Origin of the sequence: Dickeya sp. NCPPB 3274 (assembly GCF_000406205.1) — a bacterium.
Classification (GTDB): domain Bacteria; phylum Pseudomonadota; class Gammaproteobacteria; order Enterobacterales; family Enterobacteriaceae; genus Dickeya; species Dickeya fangzhongdai.
The window spans coordinates 2,919,402-2,937,612 of record NZ_CM001979.1 but is presented as its reverse complement, the minus strand read 5'-3'; the positions used below and the strand labels follow the sequence as shown (position 1 = coordinate 2,937,612).

Sequence of the window (18,211 nt, the reverse complement as noted above, 5' to 3'; positions counted from 1 at the left end):
ACTCCATTTAAAATATGCTATTCATCAGTGGTAACGAATTGTCGTCAATAACGCCATCAATAACGATAAACGCCGTTTTTATGTTAGCTGACTGCCGTTGGTTGAACAAATAAAATCATTCCGCCCTCAATCCGGTTTTTTGTAACTTTTGGCATAAATAGGATTCCTGCACAGACCGAATATCGAGCGGCAGCACCTGTTATCGATGTTCGCAGGGCATAATGCGTTATCAAGCGCCGGATATTGAACTCAATAGATGAAAATCTCCCAAATAAAAGATGTTGTTATGTTCGATTTAATGCGCGGTATTAATTTATATTCATCCTGGTGCTGGTGGTAATGTATTCTTTGCGTGCTAATTAGTGGTGGTGGTTTTTAGTATGACGTTTGTGTGATTTTTTTATGACATTTTTATTATGATTGAATATGTAATTAATAATTCGCGAGCGACTTAATTAAGATCTGATAGATAATATTATAAAAAATATTTGCACTACGTTATCTCATTAGTGAAATTTATTTTTTATGGTTGTTTCATTCTGAATGTGGCGTAAGTTGTGTTTTTTTGTTTCAGGAATAATTATTTAAAAATCAATGCTTTAGTATTTTAATTAATCAGAGTTTTCTGCTTGTTTTGTTTATGATTTACATATTGAAAAATAAATTAAGAAAATTGCATTAGGCTGGTTTATGTTTTTGATGCAGTATTCGTTAAAGCCATTTATTTAATGGTAATCGAATATCAAACTTGTTGACCTACTAATGAGCCATACGTCAGAAAGACTATGCTCCAAATAATTCGAGTTGCAGGAAGGCGGCGACGCAGCGAATCCCCAGGAGCTTATACAAGTAAGTTATTGGGGTGAGTGACAACTCTGCCGGCAGCGGCCCCGAAGGGGCGAGGCCCAGGGATGGGCCGAGTAATAAAAGCCAACACCCCTGCAACGTGAAGTATGACGGGTATATTTGGTAGCTCAGGTGATGGCATCAGTTTTTGCGGAAAATAATAAACATATGGACATGGGTAATGGGTATGGATATTGCAATTACAGGGATCGCTTGTCGGTTCCCTGACGCCAATGACTACAATGAATTCTGGCAAAATATAATTCATCGGCGCAATTCGGTTGCTGAATTTTCTGATGCTAACAAAGATACGTTGTCGCATAACCGAAAGTTTTTACAGTGGCCAGACGCCAGTGAAAAACGATGGGCTGCTTTTGTTAATAACGTTGATGGTTTTGATAATCAATTCTTTGGCGTTATTCCTAAAGTTGCAGAGACAATGGATCCACAGCAGCGGATTATGTTGGAACTTACCTGGTCTTGTTTGGAAGATGCAGGTATTGCTCCGTCAACACTGCGGGGGCATAAAGTCGGTGTTATTCTTGGTGTTTTCAATAACGATTATAAAGAACTACAGGAAAACACCGATGCGCCAATAGAGGCGCATTATTCCACGGGTACGGCAACATCTATTATTGCTAACCGTATTTCACATTTCTTTGGCTTTCACGGCCCGAGTATTGCCATTGATACCGCCTGTTCGGGTTCATTAAATGCGATTCACAGTGCGATTCAGGCAATCACTAATGGTGACTGCGATGTTGCTATTAGCGGCGGCGTTAATCTTATTTTAACCTCCACCCGGCATCAGTCTTTTGCCAAAATGGGAATGCTGTCGCCTACCGGCGCCTGCCACTCTTTTGATAGCCGTGCTGATGGTTATGTCCGTGGGGAAGGGGCAGGGGTTTTATTACTGAAGCCATTAGATAACGCGCTGGCTGACGGCGACGTTATTCACGGAGTCATCAAAGGCAGTGCCATTAACCACTGCGGCACCACCTACACGCTCACCTACCCAAGTGCCGAAGCGCAGGCTGAGGTGATTATTGCCGCGAATGCGCATGCCGGCGTGCCTGTGCGTTCCATTGGCCTCATTGAGGCGCATGGAACCGGGACGCCGAAGGGCGATCCCATTGAGTTTGAAGGGCTTACCAACGCCTTCAGGAAGCTCGCTCAGCAACAGCAAACCTCGCTGGATGAGGCTTTCTGCGGCGTGACGTCCGTTAAGAGCAATATTGGTCACCTTGAAGCGGCGGCCGGCGTTGCGGGCATCATCAAAGTATTACAGGCTTTTAAACACCGCACACTGCCGCCATTACGAAATTTCTCTGCGCTCAATCCTAAAATTGACACGACTTCAACGCCTTTCTTCTTCGTTGATGACGCCGCTGACTGGCCGCGTATTGACGCGAATACGCCGCGTCGGGCGGGGGTGAGCTCGTTTGGATTCGGCGGGACCAATGCCCATATCGTGCTGGAAGAAGCCCCTGAGCCGGTGAACCCGCCGCATCAGGAAAACCAGCCTGCGGCGGATATCCCTTATTTGATTGCGCTGTCTGCCAAAAGCCCGGCGGCGTTGTTGCAACGTCAACAAGATCTGATCGACTGGCTGGGTGAGCATCCCGACGTATCGCTGAATGATGTGAGCGCGACATTGCTGACTTGCCGCGATCACTTCGCTTATCGCTATGGTTGTGTGGGCGGTGATGTTGAGACGGTTATCCAGACGCTTGCACAAGCGGTTGAGCAAGGCCCGCTGGCGTTGCAGGAACACGCGGCGGATGATGCGCAGGCAATGGAAAACGCCCGCGCTGAAGGAGCTGCGGTGCTTGATGCGATGCGCGAGGCGGATTCGACTGTAGCAAACCGGCTGTTGCAGCAGCTGAGCGAATGTTATCAGCGTGGCGTGCAGCTCGATTGGTCCCGGCTATTTGACGGCGAGCGTCCAGCGCGCATTGCGTTGCCTGGTTACCCGTTTATTCATACGTCATTTTGGCTGAGTGATAGTTACCGTGCCGATTCGTCTTTCCCGGCGCTGTGCGGCGCGCGTCATCGTGTGGTGAATGTCGGCAGTTCTCGTTATCAGGCTCAGCTTCAGGGCACTGAGTTTTTTATTGCCGGTCATCAGATCGGCGGTCAGACGATACTGCCGGGGGTTGCCTATCTGGAACTGGTCCGTGCCGCCTTTACTGATGCCATTGATTTAAAAGACATCAACGCGCTACGTTTCTCCCAGGTGGCCTGGTTAAGGCCGCTTGAGTTCCATGATGTTGCGACAGAACTGTACATTCAGCTTGATCCGCATGAACCCGGCAAACAGTGGCTGTTCCAGGTTCTCGACCAGGAGCAAACGCTTTATTGTCGGGGAACTATCGGGTTTTCCAGGGATGAGCGCCCGGCGTTGCCGACCGCGATGCCGGCTGACGATGCTCATACACGCGATGCGATGGCCTGCTACCACCTGCTTGATAGTTTGCAGATGTGCTACGGCACGGGGCTGAGGTCTATCCGGCAGATAACTTTCGATGACCGCGCCTGTGTGGCACGTCTGGTTCTGCCGGATGCGCATAGTACTGGTTCGCATAGTACTGGCTCGCATAGTACTGATTCGCATAGTTCTGACTTTGTGATTCATCCGTCGCTGGCCGATGGCGCCTTGCAGGCTGCGGTGGTCTGGGCGAGCGAGAAACGGCGTGCATCCCAGCAGGGGAACGAGCAGGGGGCGCTGGTCATTCCCTTCGCGCTGGAAGGGCTGGAGTTATTGCATCCTTGCCGTTCGGCCATGACCGCAACCATTACCTTGTCTGGCGAGCATGTTATCCACGATGGCGTCTTCAAGGTTGATATTCACGTCAGCGAGGCGAGCGACCCTGAACGCGTGGCGCTGATATTCCGTGGCTTAAGTTTGCGCGTGCTGGATGACAGCCTCACGGCGACCGGACGGTCGAAATCTGAAAATCAGCCGCCTGTGCTATCTGACAGCGTCAACCTCTATCAGCCGTACTGGATTGAAAAACCGGTGTCAGAGGCTGATGAACCGATGGAACAGGTGGTGCTGGTGGGCGGTGAACAGGATGTTGACTGGCTCGCCAACCTCATTGCGCAGTCGGAAAATCCGCCGCAAATGCAGCGGATCCTGTTGGCATCAACGCCGGATGTGAGTCGCGAGCCGGATCGCGCGTGGGTTCGTCCGGGCAATCATGACGACTTTATCGCGGCGGTGGATGCGTTGTTGGCGCAGGGGGCTACGTTTGAACGTGTGCTGTGGGCCAGTGCGCCGCAGGCCGGCGCTGATTTTGCGGCTCGCCTGAATGACGGCCCGCATAGCCTTTTTGCCTTGACGAAGGCAATGATGCGTAAGGTTAAGAAGGCCCGGTTTGTCCATTTCCATCTGGCTGACGAGAGCCTGCCGGATGTCGCTGCCATCAGCGGCTTTTATCGGACATTGCGTGTTGAAAAACCGGCCTACATTGGCCGTGTGGTGTACTGTGATTCGGTTGCGGAGGGCGCGCCGGATACGGGCATCGTCATCCCGGCGTTGATCAAAACCGAATTCAGCGACGTCTCCAAAGATGCGGATGTGCGCTATATGCAGGGCGTGCGTCTGGTGCGTCGCTTTGTCACAGATGCACCGTCCTCAGCACACCCCCGATCGCCGGCGAGCGCGAAGGTGGCCGACGCGGTTAACCAACCGGTATCCGCCCCGGCGGCCTTGCGCCGACAGGGAAGCTACCTGATTACCGGCGGGTTAGGCGCGTTGGGGCTGATTTTTGCCCGTTTCCTGTGCTCTCGTTATGACGCAACCGTTTATCTGAGCGGGCGCTCCGCGCTGGATGAAAAACGACGGCAACAGCTTGATACGCTTAATGCTCAGGGCGGCAATGCCATTTATCTGGCGTGTGATATGAACGATCCTGATAGCGTTCATGACTTGATCGCCACGATCCGCGCATCGGGCCGCACGCTGAACGGCATCATCCACTCCGCCGGCGTCATCGAAGACAACTTTATTCTGCGTAAAAGCCCTGACGCTTTCGGGCGGGTCATTACCCCGAAGGCCATCGGCACCTGGCTGCTCGATGAGGCAACCTGCGGCTTGCCGCTCGACTTTTTTGTGCTGTTCTCTTCGGTGACCGGCGTGCTGGGCAATATGGGCCAATGCGATTATGCCTTTGGCAATGCCTTTGAAGATTACTTCGCCTATCAGCGCAATGTCCGGCAACAGCAGGGAGAACGCAGCGGCAAAACCCTTTCGCTGAACTGGCCTTACTGGCAGGACGGCGGTATGCGGCTGACCGAGAAAGAAGCCGGTTTCCTGAAGAGCCAGTTCGGGATTGTGCCGCTGCTGACCGAAGACGGCATCGCTATTTTCGACTATGCCCTGCAAAGTCAGGCGTCACAGATAGTGGTGATGCCGGGCGTACCGGGTGAACGTGCGCGCATTGAGGAGGTGCTGGGCGTTGTCGAACCCGCGCCGCAGCCTCTGCTGCCTGCTTCGGCGGCCGCTGCCACGACTGATGCGAATGACCCTCACGCATTACAGGATGTGGTGATCCGCTATTTGTCCGACTTGTTTGCCAGCAAGTTGCACATCCCGCCGTATTTCGAGCGTCATGGTTTTTTTCGTGATTATGGCTTCGATTCGGTGGTGGTGATTGAACTGGTCAATGAGTTGAAAAACACCTTCGGCAGCGCGTTGCCGATGACGCTGTTCTTTGAATATCAAACCATGGACGAGCTGAGTCGCTTCCTGCTTGAGAACTGTCAGGCGGCCTGCCGTGGTTTGCCGGGGGCCGCACCGGCGGGTGCTGTCGTGCCGCCTGCGCTTCATACCGCCTCGTCGGCGGCGAATGCAGTACGGGCTGCGGCGCACCGGACGACGCAACCGAGGGTAAACGATGACGATATCGCCATTATCGGTATCGCCGGGCGTTACCCGCAAGCGGATAGTCTGGAACAGTTCTGGAGCAACCTTGCTCAGGGGCGCGACTGCATCATCGATGTTCCGTCCGAACGCTGGGACGCGAGTTGGTTTCAGGCCGGTGCGGCAACGCCAGGGAAAAGCTATAGCCGTTGGGGCGGGTTCCTTTCTGGCGTCGAACGCTTTGATTTCCGTTATTTCAATATTTCGCCGAAAGAAACGGAAATTATGGATCCGAACGAGTGGCTGTTCCTTGAAACGGCGACGCACGCCATTGAGGATGCGGGCTACACCGCGGATAAGCTGGCGCCGTCGCAGGCAGGGCGTGAAAACCGCGTCGGCGTTTATGTCGGCATCATGTGGGGGGATTACCAGCTTCATGCCATCACCAGCCCAGAGAACGAGTGGACCACCTCCCACTCGTCTTACTGGTCGGTGGCAAACCGTGTATCGCACTTCTTCAACTTCTCCGGCCCCAGCATGGCGCTGGATACGGCGTGTTCATCGTCATTGACGGCTATCCATATTGCGTGCCATGCCATTCGCAGCGGCGATATCCCGGTTGCCATTGTGGGCGGCGTCAACCTGTCGTTGCATCCTTATAAGTATCATCTGTTATCCAATATGCACTTCCTCTCTTCAGACGGTCGTTGCCGCAGCTTTGGCGAAGGCGGTACCGGGTATGTGCCGGGAGAAGGGGTCGGGGCGGTGGTGCTGAAGCCGTTGTCTCAGGCCCGGGAAGATGGCGACCATATCTACGGCATCATTCGCGGTACGGCGGTTAACCACGGCGGTAAAACATCGGGCTTTACGGTGCCTAACGCGAAACGCCAGGCGGAGTTGATCGCTGAGGCGCTGGAGACGGCCAATGTCAATCCGCGTCATATCAGCTATGTCGAAGCGCATGGCACCGGCACCAAACTTGGCGATCCGATTGAAATTAGCGGCTTGAATAAGGCTTTTTCGATTGCCGGAGAGAATGCCAAATACTGCGCCATCGGTTCGGTCAAGGCCAATATTGGTCATCTGGAAGCCGCCGCCGGCATGTCGGCGCTGACCAAAGTGCTGCTACAGATGAAACACCAGACGCTGGCGCCGTCCATTCAGTCAACAGCGATTAACCCGTTTATCGACTTTCAGGGCGGACCGTTCCGTGTGCAACAATCACTGGAACACTGGCAGCGCCCGGTGCTCGACGTGACGCAGGAAGATGGTCAGCGCGTTAGCCGGGAAATTCCGCGTATCGCAGGCATCAGTTCGTTCGGCGCGGGTGGCAGTAATGCGCATCTGATCGTCGAAGAATATATTGCGCCGCCGCCTTCGGCCGCTGACCAGCGGAAACCGGCGTTAATCGTGCTGTCTGCCCGTCGTGAAGCGGCGTTGCAGACGATGGCCGGACAGCTTGCCGACGCTATTGAACGCCATCCTGAACTGTCGCTACAGGATGTGGCTTATACGCTACAGGTTGGGCGCGTTGCGCACGAATACCGGCTGGCTTTGGTGGCGGAAGTCGCGGCGGATGCGGTCAACATGCTGCGAGCGTATAGCCAACAGCAGCTATCTGGATTGATCACCGGCCATCGCGACAACGCGCGTCAGGCGACCTCGACGCCGCCGTTGGCTGAGTGGGCAACGCAGGGGCGCCTTGGCGCGCTGGGCGAAGCCTGGGCTAATGGTCATGTGGTGGAATGGAGCCAGCTACACGCGGCGCATGTCCGCCGGCGTGTTTCTCTGCCCGGTTATGCGTTCCAGCGTCAGGACTGCTGGGCGCCGACCTTGCCCGTTGCCACGCTGTCAGGCCCCGCCGTGTCGGGCGCTGCCGCGCTGCACCCGCTGATTGACGCCAATATTTCCACTCTGGCCTCGCAGGCATTCCGCAAGCGGCTGCATGCCGAAGAATTTTTCCTGAACGATCACCGCCTTGGCGATAACCGTATTCTGCCCGGCGCTGCCTATATTGAGATGGCGTTGAGCGCCGGCGAGCTGGCGTGGCAAGGCCATGTGTTGCCGCTTACAGGCGGCATGCCCCTGTTTGCGCAGGTGCAGAATATTCAATGGCGTCAGCCGATTATGGTCGCCAGTGATGCTATGGAGATAGCCATCTCTCTGACGCCATCGCAGGGGGGGCTGGATTTTGAGATTTACCGGGCGGACGACGAGAAACACCATATTTATGGCTGTGGCCGCTTGTGTGAAGAGACCTCGCCTCAGCCAGAGCCTGCTAACCTGCAACGGTTATTGACCAACGGCCAGGTTTATCAGCGTAACGATATCGATGTGGCGTTCAAACAGCGTGGCTTTACTTTCGGCCCGACGTTTCAGGTGCTTGAGTGTTTGTACGCGAATGCGGAAGAGGCGCTGGCGGAGCTGAAGTTTCCTGACGGCTTACAGATAACGCCGGTTGTGCAGCCGTTTATCCTGCCGCCTTCGCTGCTGGATGGGGCATTCCGCACCGCGCTGGGCATCGGCGGTTTTCGCGCAACGGCGAATACGCTAGAGGTGCCGGTGGCGCTGGCAAGGTTGCAGATATTCAGGCCGATTGACGGCGTTTGCTATGCCTACGCCCGCCGCGACAACGCGCACGGCTCGGCGACGGCAAGCTACCACATTGATTTGCTGGATAGCATCGGCAATGTGGTGGTCAGGCTCACCCAGTTGCAGACCCAGGCGGTGCCGCATCTGGGCATGAACGCTTCACGTGTCGTGAAGCCGACGAAATCCACCGCGCCGATGCGTGCCGGCAATGCCGATGCGCCTCAGCCGGTTGCGACGACATCGGCGATTTCCGCCTCGCCGCACCAGCCGTCCGGCGCCAGTTCTGCGCATGATGCCGTCGTCAATACGTTAATCGCGCACGTCATCGACGTGACCAAACTGGATGCGGGCGAAGTCACCGCCAGCGGACCGTTATCGAATTATGGTCTGGATTCAATGATGATTCTGGCGCTGAACGAGAAACTTGCCGCTGCGTTTGATGGCCTGCCGCAAACCCTGTTCTATGAATACCAAGACCTCGCTTCGCTGGCTGATTTTCTGCTGGAAAACAGTCCTGAGCAGGTGACGGCGTTCGCTGGCATCGCGTCGGTTGCGAGCGTGGCGGCGCTGGCGCCGGTAACAGCAGATCCCCGCCCGGTACGCGACGACGTGCTGGATTACCTGGTAGCCAGCATTATTGACGCTACGAAGCTTGATGCGGGCGAAGTGCGACCGGCTACGCAGTTGTCGGATTATGGCCTTGACTCAATGATGATCCTGGCCCTGAACGGTAAGCTGGCGGCCACCTTCGGCGAGGTGTCGCAAACCCTGTTTTATGAGTATCAGGACCTCGACTCGCTGGCCGATTTCCTTTGTGAGAGCTATCCCGAACAGGCTGCTGCCTTGCCGTCTGCGGCGGCGGGAGCCACGCCAGCGCTGTCGCAGCCCAAAGTTAGTCACGCCGCGGACCCCGTGGTTGCACCGGATAGCGTGATTGAACCGGATAGATCGACAAACCCGGTAGCGGCGATCGGTGATGCGGTGTTCGACAGTTTGACGGCGGCCGTCGGTTCGGCGGCGGCAAACTGCTCAGCACTGACGCCGCTCTGGCAGTGGCCGCTGGATACGATCGATCTCATTCGCTTACAGCATGAGCTGGATGCGCGTGTTGCCGGCGTTGATGCCGCCGCCGTCTACCGTTATCAGACGCAGGCTGAGTGGGCCGACGCGATACAGGCCGCGCAGCAGCCGTCGCCTCTGCACACCACCGCGACGCCGGTATCGTCTTCACGCCCGACGTTGGCAAGTCTGTTAAACCATTCTCGTCTTGATGCGCTGCGGCGTAATGCGTCGGGCGAAGCTGGAGCGGCGGGTGTGAAAGATGACATTGCCGTTATCGGGCTCAGCGGCCGTTATCCGGGGGCCGGCAATGTGGATGAATTCTGGGCCAACCTCACCGGCGGCGTAGACAGCATCACCGAAATTCCTCTGTCACGCTGGGACTACCACCCACATTATTCGCCGGAGCGGGGGCCGAAGAATAAGGTCTACAGCAAATGGGGCGGGTTTATCGATGATATTGATCAGTTCGATAGCCAATATTTCAACATATCGCCCCGCGAAGCGGAGCTGTTGGACCCGCAGGAGCGGCTGTTTCTGCAAACCGCCTGGGAGTGTATTGCGGACGCCAGCTATTCCCGTCATGCCCTGAGCAAGTCACAGGTCGGTGTCTATGTCGGGGTGATGTGGGCGCAGTATCAATGTATTGAAACGACGGAGAAACAGCATGAATCCGGCTGGGCCATGTCGCTGCACTCATCGGTCGCCAACCGGGTTTCCTTTTACTTCAATCTAAATGGTCCGAGCGTGGCGCTGGACACTATGTGTTCGTCGTCACTCACCGCACTGCATATGGCGTGTCAGGCGATCCAGAACGGTGACTGCAACATGGCGATAGCCGGCGGCATCAATCTGATCGTGCACCCGATGAAGTACTACCAACTGGGGCAAAACCAATTCCTGTCCAGCGATGGGCGCTGCCGCGCTTTTGGCGAAGGTGGCGATGGTTATGTTCCCGGCGAAGGGATGGGGGCGGTGTTACTCAAACCGTTGCAACAGGCGATCACCGACGGCGACCAGATTTATGGTGTGATCAAGGCAACGGCTATCAACCACGGCGGCAAAACCAGCGGCTTTACCGTGCCGAATCAGGCGGCGCAGAGCAACGTTATCAGCACCGCGTTAGCACGGGCAGGCTGGAACCCCGCCTCAGTGGATTATGTTGAGGCGCATGGCACCGGCACCATGCTGGGCGACCCGATTGAAATCTCCGGGCTTGCCAAAGCCTTTTCGCCTATCAACGCGCAACGTAACGCACAACGTAACGAACCACAGGAGATAGCCCATACGCTGCAGCCGGGGCATTGCCGCATCGGCTCGGTGAAAAGCAATATCGGGCACCTTGAGTCTGCCGCCGGTATCGCCGGGTTGACCAAGATCCTGCTACAGATGCGTCATCGTCAGATCGTGCCGTCGCTGCACTCACAGACGCTGAATACGAAAATCAACTTCGCTGCCTCGCCGTTTCGCGTGGTGCAGTCGCTTGAGCCGTGGGAATCGGCGGCTGATCATCCGCGCCGCGCCGGCCTGAGCGCCTTCGGTGCGGGTGGATCGAATGCCCATGTGTTGATAGAAGAAGCGCCGGCATTGGCATCGGCCGGCCTGCGGAGTGGCGAGCCGCGGTTGTTCGTGCTCTCGGCGGATAGTGAGGCGCGTTTATCGCGGTATGTAGAGCGCATGGTGCGCTTCCTCAGTCAGGCGGTACGTGAACCGCAGACGGCGCCTGATTTTGACTCGCTGGCCTTTTCTTCGCTGGTCGGGCGCGATGCCATGACGGAACGTCTTGCTGTGGTGGCGAGCAGTCTGGGCGACTTGCTGAGCCAGCTTGAGCAATACCAGCGCGACGGCGCGGCGAAGCAGCTGTTCCGTGGGCGCATTGCCGGCGGCAACGAGCGTCTGGATACCATTCTGGACGGCAAACAGCTTGATGAGCTGGTCACTGGGCTGGTGCAGGAACGTCAGCTGCTGCGTTTAGGGCGGTTGTGGACCACGATGCTGGATGTGAACTGGCCGCAGTTCGCGCCGGTACTCTTCACTGGCGGCGGCGCGCTTGCAGGCAACGGCGCGGTGCGTCGGGTGTCATTCCCGCCGTTGCCGCTGATGATGCGCAGTCACTGGCTGGCTCTGCCTTCTGAACAGGACAAACAAGGCCGCGTTAACTCGCTGCACCCGTTGATCGACGAAAATACCTCAACGCTGTCGCAGCAGAAATTTATCAAACAGTTGACCGGACAGGAGCGCTATCTGCGCGATCATGTTGTGGGTAGCCATGACGCACGGATGATCTTACCCGGTTCGGCTTATATCGAAATGATCCATGCGGCGGGCCAACTGGCGATGGAGAGCGACTGGACCGTGGCGTCAGTCCGCAACCTGATGTGGATGAACGCCATTCAGGTAGACGGCGAGCCGGTAGCGGTGGAAATCTCTCTGGCGCATGCGGGCGGCGATAACGTACAGGTCGCCATTCGTAACCGCCACACCGATACGCTCTCGCTGGAAGCCGAACTGGTCTATCGCCCGGACACGGACGTGCCTGAAGAGGAGTGGATCGATCTTGACGCATTGCGTAACAGTGGCAAACACGACAGCGATCAGGCAGCCATCTACGCCGATTTTGCCAAAATGGGCTTTGCCTATGGCCCGAGCTATCAGGTAACGCGCGAGCGTTATCGCTTTGCGGATGCGGCGCTGAGCCACTTGTGCCTGCCGGATGACCTACCTTCTGCCGATGCGTTTTATCTGCATCCGTCACTGCTGGACGGGGCGCTGCGTACCTGTCTGGCGGTGGGGCTGGAGCCGGTGGAATACGCCACGCCTATCGTGCCGTTCTCTTTGGGGGAGCTGGAGTTCCGCCACCCGCTCGGCGCAGAGTGCTATGCCTATGTTACGCCAGCCCAATCGCAGACGGCAGGCCAGCATCTGGGCAGTGCCATTCAAAAACACGACATTACGCTGGTGGATACCACCGGCCGGGTACTGGCGCGTCTGAAAGACTTTGCCGCCCGCCGGCTGGAGAGTGATGCCAGCAATAAGGCACCGTCCGTGACGTCACAAGACGTGCAGTACTACTCCGACGTGCAGTACTACGCCGACGTGCAGTACTACGCCTATGAATGGCAGGCATCGCCACTGCCAGAGACCGTATCCGGTACGGCGGTGAATTCTGAAGCGGCGCGGGTGCTGGTGCTCAGTGATGACGACACCCTGGCCGAGGCGCTGCGCGTGCGTTACGGCGATGACGCCAGCGTGATTACGGCGATGTCAGCCAAGGCGTTTACCCAGCACGATGCCCATCGATTCAGCGTCGATACGCAATCCCAGGCCAGCGTACAGGCATTGTGCGAGCAGTTGGCGGCACAGCAGCTGTGGCCTACCCACATTGTGCATGCCATCGGCGCGGACAAGCACTTTGATGACTTGCCCGTCGCAGGCACGGCGTCGTTATTGCATGCGGGATTGCAGTCGTTACGGCACCTGTTTGTGGCGCTGGAAACGGTAAAACCGGGGCAGGCGCTACGCTGCGTGAACGTTTATACCGCACAAGCGGAGCAGGTTGAGCCACAAAAGGATGCGCTCAGCGGCTACGCCCGTTCGTTGCTGACGATTAACCATCGCTTCGAGCTGTTCACCTTGCGTAGCGATGCGGATAACGCCGCTGCGCTGGCGAATGACGTTTATCAGGAGTTCGTACAACGCCCGCTGCCGGTGGCCGGCGTCGAGGTGGCCTATCGGCAGGGTATCCGCTACCAGCGTCAGCCTGGCGAAATCACCCCGCCGGATGCAGACGGTATGGGAAGCCAGCCGCACCTGAATTTTGTTCATCGCGGTCATTATGTGATAACCGGCGGTGCCGGCAAGCTGGGGCTGCTGATGGCGCATTATCTGGCGTCCCGCTATCAGGCTCGCATCGTGTTGAGCGGCCGTTCGGCCCAGCCGGACGAGACGGTGCAGCAGCAACTGATTGCGATGCGTGAGTACGGTGCCGAAGTGCGCTACATCGCGGCGGATGTGGCGCAGGAAGGGCAGGCGGAGGCTTTGATTGCACAAGCCAAAGCGGCGTTCGGCGCGGTAGACGGCGTGCTGCACTGCGCGGGCGTCGCCAGCGCAACGCCTATCACGGCACTGTCGGATGAGGAGTTTTATGCGCTGATTGGCCCGAAGGTGGACGGTCTGGTCGCCCTCGACCGCGCCACGGCACAAGAGCCGCTCGCTGTCTTTATCAACTTCTCTTCCGTTTCAGCGGTACTCGGTGATTTGGGATCCGGCGCTTACGCCGCCGGTAATCGCTTTATGGATAGCCATGCGGTATGGCGCAACAGCATGGTGAAAAAAGGGCTGCGCACCGGCCAGACGCTCTCTGTCAACTGGCCGCTGTGGGCCAGCGGTCAGATGAACATCGACCAGGAGGATGCCAGCCTGTTTGCGTTCTCCGGTATGGCGGCATTAGGCCAGCAAGCGGGCATTATCGCCCTCGAACGCGCGTTGCTTGAACAGCGTTCGGCATTACTGGTGGCGGTCGGCGACCGTAGCAAAGTTGCCCGTTCTCTGCGCATTCAGGCCGAGGCGACGGCGCGTCCCATCGCGCAAGCCGCGGTGAGTGCCGCAGCCGAGGCGCCGCGTCATCAGCCGGCAGAAACTGCAACGCAGCCCAGCGATAGCGCTTACCTGCGCAGCGAGCGCGCGCTCAAAGAGCGGATTGCTACTATCACCAAACTACCCGCCGGCGATATCGCGGTGGACGCCACCTTTGAGCAGTTAGGGATGGATTCCGTCATGCTGATGGAGCTGCGCGCGGTGCTGGAGAAAGAGTATGACGGGCTGCCGAAAACCGCGCCGTTTGAGTTTAATACCACCGCTAAACTGGCTGGATATCTGTGCGAGCGCTATGGCGTAACGCCGGCGCATGATCAGGTCGTGGCGACGCGGCCGCATCCTGTTGCAGACGCGGTAGATAGTCATCACGCCGGCGCGCCAGTTGCGCCTGATATCAAACGGACGATGCCTGCCGCCGCCGGGAATGCCCTGAGTTCACGAATGGTGCGTACATCATTGTCGTCAGCCGCCAGTGCCGCCGGTTTTAATGCGGAAAGCGACGCCGTGGCGATTATCGGTGTGGCGGGCGAATTCCCCGGCGCTGAGAATCTGGCGGATTTCTGGGCGGATATTCAGGCCGGCAAAGAGAGTCTGACCCCGATTCCGCAGGCGCGTTGGGCTATCGCGCCGGATGATAACGGCAATCCGCATTACGTGAATCGCGGTGGCTTCCTCAACAACGTGGATTGCTTTGATCCCGAGATGTTCCGTATGAGCAGCGAGGAAGCCAGTCGCCTCGATCCTCAGGTCCGAGTGTTGCTGCGTAGCGCCTGGCATGCGCTGGAGAACGCGGGTTACACCCCGTCGGCGCTTAACGCGCAACAAGTCGGCGTGTATGTCGGGGCGATGAACGAAGATTTTACCTGGGTGATGGCCGAGATTTACGCCCGCACGGGGCGCTATCCGGGCGCAGGTTCGGTTGTCAGTGAGCTGGCGAATCGCATTTCGTTTTTGATGAACCTGCGCGGGCCTAGCTTCTGCGTTGCCACCACCTGCGCCTCGTCGCTGACGAGCGTGCATATCGCGCGCAAAGCCATTCTCGGCGGTGAATGCGATATGGCGCTGGCAGGCGGCATTAATCTGAGCCTGCATCCCAGCAAATATATGTTGCTGCAGGAGATGAAGGTGCTCTCTGCCGACGGCAAGGAGCATACCTTCGATGAGCGCGCCAATGGCCTGATCCCGAGCGAAGGCAGCGGCATGGCGGTGCTCAAACGCCTGAGTCGGGCGCTGGCTGACGGCGACCACATCTATGGCGTGCTGCGGGGTTCCAGCATCGGCCATGCCGGTACCGGGGCGGGGCAATACCTGCCGAACCTGACGGTGATGGAAGACACCGCCGTTCGGGCTATCAACGAGGCGCGCATCGATGTTAACGAACTGACCTACATCGAAAGCCACGGCGCGGCGACCGAATTGGGCGACCCGATTGAGCTGAAGGCGCTGTCCAACGCGCTGCGCCGTCAGACTCAGGCCCAACGCTTCTGCGCATTGGGCACCAAAGCCAACCTGGGGCACATGGAAGCCGCATCGGGCATCTGTTCCTTGATTAAGGTGTTGCTGAGTATGCAGCACGGGCGTCTGTCGCCGTGCGTCAACCTGCACCGTATCAACACCTCGTTTGAACATGAAACCTCGGCGTTCCTGTTCCCGCGCGAGGCGCAGGAATGGCACGCCAATGCCAGAGGCACGCGTCTGGCCGGGATCAACGCCTATGGTATGGGCGGCTCTACCGCCTTTGTCGTGGTGGAGTCTGCCGACGCGGTGCTGAGACAGCACGCCCGCCACACCGCGACTGGCAGGGTTCACGCGCCAAATAGTCCGCAAATCGTGGTGTTGTCGGCGCTGTCTGCGGAGCGTTTGGCGGCTTATGCAGCCGGCATGCGCGACTTTGTTAAGCAACAGGGCAATGCGCTTTCGCTCGCTGACCTTGCCTACAGCAGCCAGATTGGGCGCGTCACGCTGGACAATCGTCTGGCGATCGTCGCGACCAGCATGGATGAGCTGCTGGCGAAACTGGAAGACTTTATTGCCCAACCGACCGCTGAACATAGCCTGCGGGAGATGTATAGCGGCAACGTCCGCCACAGCAAGGACGTCCCGCAACTGATCGCCGGCGAGGCGGGGAAGAGCTTTATCCGTGCGCTGGTGCAAAACCAGCAGCTCGCCAACGTTGCCACGCTGTGGAGCCGGGGCTGCGACATCGACTGGAGCCTGTTGCACCACGGAGAACCTCGCCGTCGCGTGCCGTTCCCCGGCTATCCCTTTGCGAAAGAACCCTGCGATCTCTACGCCGCGCTGCGCCTTGACGCGCCGCAACGGCAAACCCCGCACCGCGAACCCGTGGTGGCGGATGCCGCAGGCGCGCTCGCCCCGGTAAACCTGCCGCAAACATGGTTTGCCCGCGCAGTGTCGGCGGGCGACGTGGAAGCCGGTAATGGCCCGTCATTGCAGGCGTTCTGGGGGGAGTTGTTGCAGGCCAAAGAAGACGTCGGTTCGTTGACGGCGTCGGTATTGCTCGGCGGCGCTGCGGTGCAGGACGGCGAGGCGACTCAACCGCTTAGCCTGTCTGTGGAGCAGCTAATCGATCCTGACACGGTGACGGCTGTGCAAGTCTGCACTCAGCGTCAGGAAATCGCGCTGGAGACGCTGGTAGCTGCCGGTTGGGCGCTGCTCATCAATCGTCATACGCGGGTCAAACAGGCGCAGTTTGGCCTGATCCGGCACGCCAATGACGACCAGTTCCAGATAATCCCCGCCCGTATTCAGGTGGTTGGGCGCTATAAGACCGCCGCCTGGCTCAACGGCGTTGAAACCCAACTGGAAAAATGCCTTGAGCATGCCGGGGCCGCGCTTGAGCAGATAGCGCACTGGGTGGGTGATGCCGGGCAGTTCGATAGCGCGGTGGCGCTGCTGGCCGACGGTGTCGATGTGAACCCGGCTATCCCGGCGTTGTTTGCGGCGCACCCGCAGCTGCGTCTGGCGATGTTGGTTCGCATTGAGGAAAACGGCGTGCAGATGCGTCTGGCGTGCCGGGGCATGGATACCCAGATAGCACAGCTCAATCAACTGCTTGAGCAGTTCGTGCTGCTGCTGGAGGGCGTGGCCCACCATCCTGATAAAAATCCGGCGGCGCTGCCGATGCGCAGTAAAGGGGAAGGGCGTAAGGCCTTTTTGAAAACGCTTGAAAAACTTAATCAGCAAGATCAAACACCATGAAAATACTGATCACCGGAGCAAACGGATTTGTTGGGCTCAACGTGGTAAAAGCGCTGGTCGCCGCCAACCATCAGGTAACGGCCTATGTGCGCGCTTCCTCTAATGTGAGCTTTCTGGAACCTTTCGGCGTCACCCTGGTGCGCGGCGAATTACGGGATAGCCAGCGCCTGCGAGACGCAATGGCCGGGCACGACGGGGTGATCCATACCGCGGGCAATACCAGCAGCAACCCGCGTGACTGGCCGCTGCTGGCGGCGGTTAATGTGGAAGGAACCCGATCGGTAATTGAGGCGGCGCTGGCGAGCGGGGTCTCTCGCCTGGTGTATACCAGCACCAGCTCGACGATAGGGGCGGATAACGACCCGGCCGCCGAGGCGACTGAAAACACGGCGCTTGCCGGGTTTCGTGCCAGAAACCCGTATGCCAAAAGTAAGTTGCAGGCGGAGGAGCTGGTGTACCGTGCCTGCGATCGCGGCTTGTCCGCCGTCATCCTCAACCCGGCGGAAGTGCTGGGGGCTTACGACTATTCCATGCAGTGGGGACGCATGGTGCTGGCGGTAGCCTATAACCAGCTGCCGTTCCTGCCCCCCGGCGGCGCCAGTTTCTGTGGCGCGAGCGCGGTGGGTGAAGCGCACGTCAGTGCCTTAACCAAAGGCAACGTCGGTGAGCGTTACCTGATTGCCGGAGCCAATACCCGTTATAGCGAGCTTATCAACACCATTGAAGCGGTTGTGCCGTGTAAGGCGAACCGGCCTCAAACCCCTTATTCGTCTGTCTATCTGAAAACGCTGCTTCAGGAAAAGCTGCCCTGGCTGGTGCGTGGCGAACCGGTGCTGGACGCCTATCGTCTGCGTGTCTTCGGCGGGGTTTATTACTTTAGCAGCGCCAAAGCAGAGCGTGAGCTGGGCTATCAGCCTTCTCCCTTAAGCCAGATGGTGGATGAGTGCGTGTCCTGGTATCGGGGCAACGGTTTTATTGCGCCTTAGCAATCGGAAGCATTCTCCGAGAGAGAATAAATAACCAAGGAGGTTTTTA

The 18,211-nt window shown here is 57.8% G+C and carries 2 protein-coding genes; both read left to right on the top strand.

Going from position 1 to position 18,211, the window contains the following annotated elements:
- Positions 1 to 1,027: 1,027 nt before the first annotated feature.
- Positions 1,028 to 17,176, top strand: coding sequence for an SDR family NAD(P)-dependent oxidoreductase (locus tag DXX3274_RS13155; protein ID WP_042860137.1), 16,149 nt, complete (start codon positions 1,028 to 1,030; stop codon positions 17,174 to 17,176).
- Positions 17,173 to 18,162: an NAD-dependent epimerase/dehydratase family protein gene (locus DXX3274_RS13150; protein ID WP_042860136.1), complete on the top strand. Its 990-nt coding sequence runs from the start codon at positions 17,173 to 17,175 to the stop codon at positions 18,160 to 18,162. Before DXX3274_RS13155 ends, DXX3274_RS13150 begins: the two co-directional genes overlap by 4 nt.
- The last annotated feature ends 49 nt before the right edge of the window (positions 18,163 to 18,211 follow it).

Coding starts and splice junctions, on each gene's coding strand:
- DXX3274_RS13155 (WP_042860137.1), top strand. CDS start 1,028: ATGGGTATGGATATTGCAATTACAGGGATCGCTTGTCGGTTCCCTGAC.
- DXX3274_RS13150 (WP_042860136.1), top strand. CDS start 17,173: ATGAAAATACTGATCACCGGAGCAAACGGATTTGTTGGGCTCAACGTG.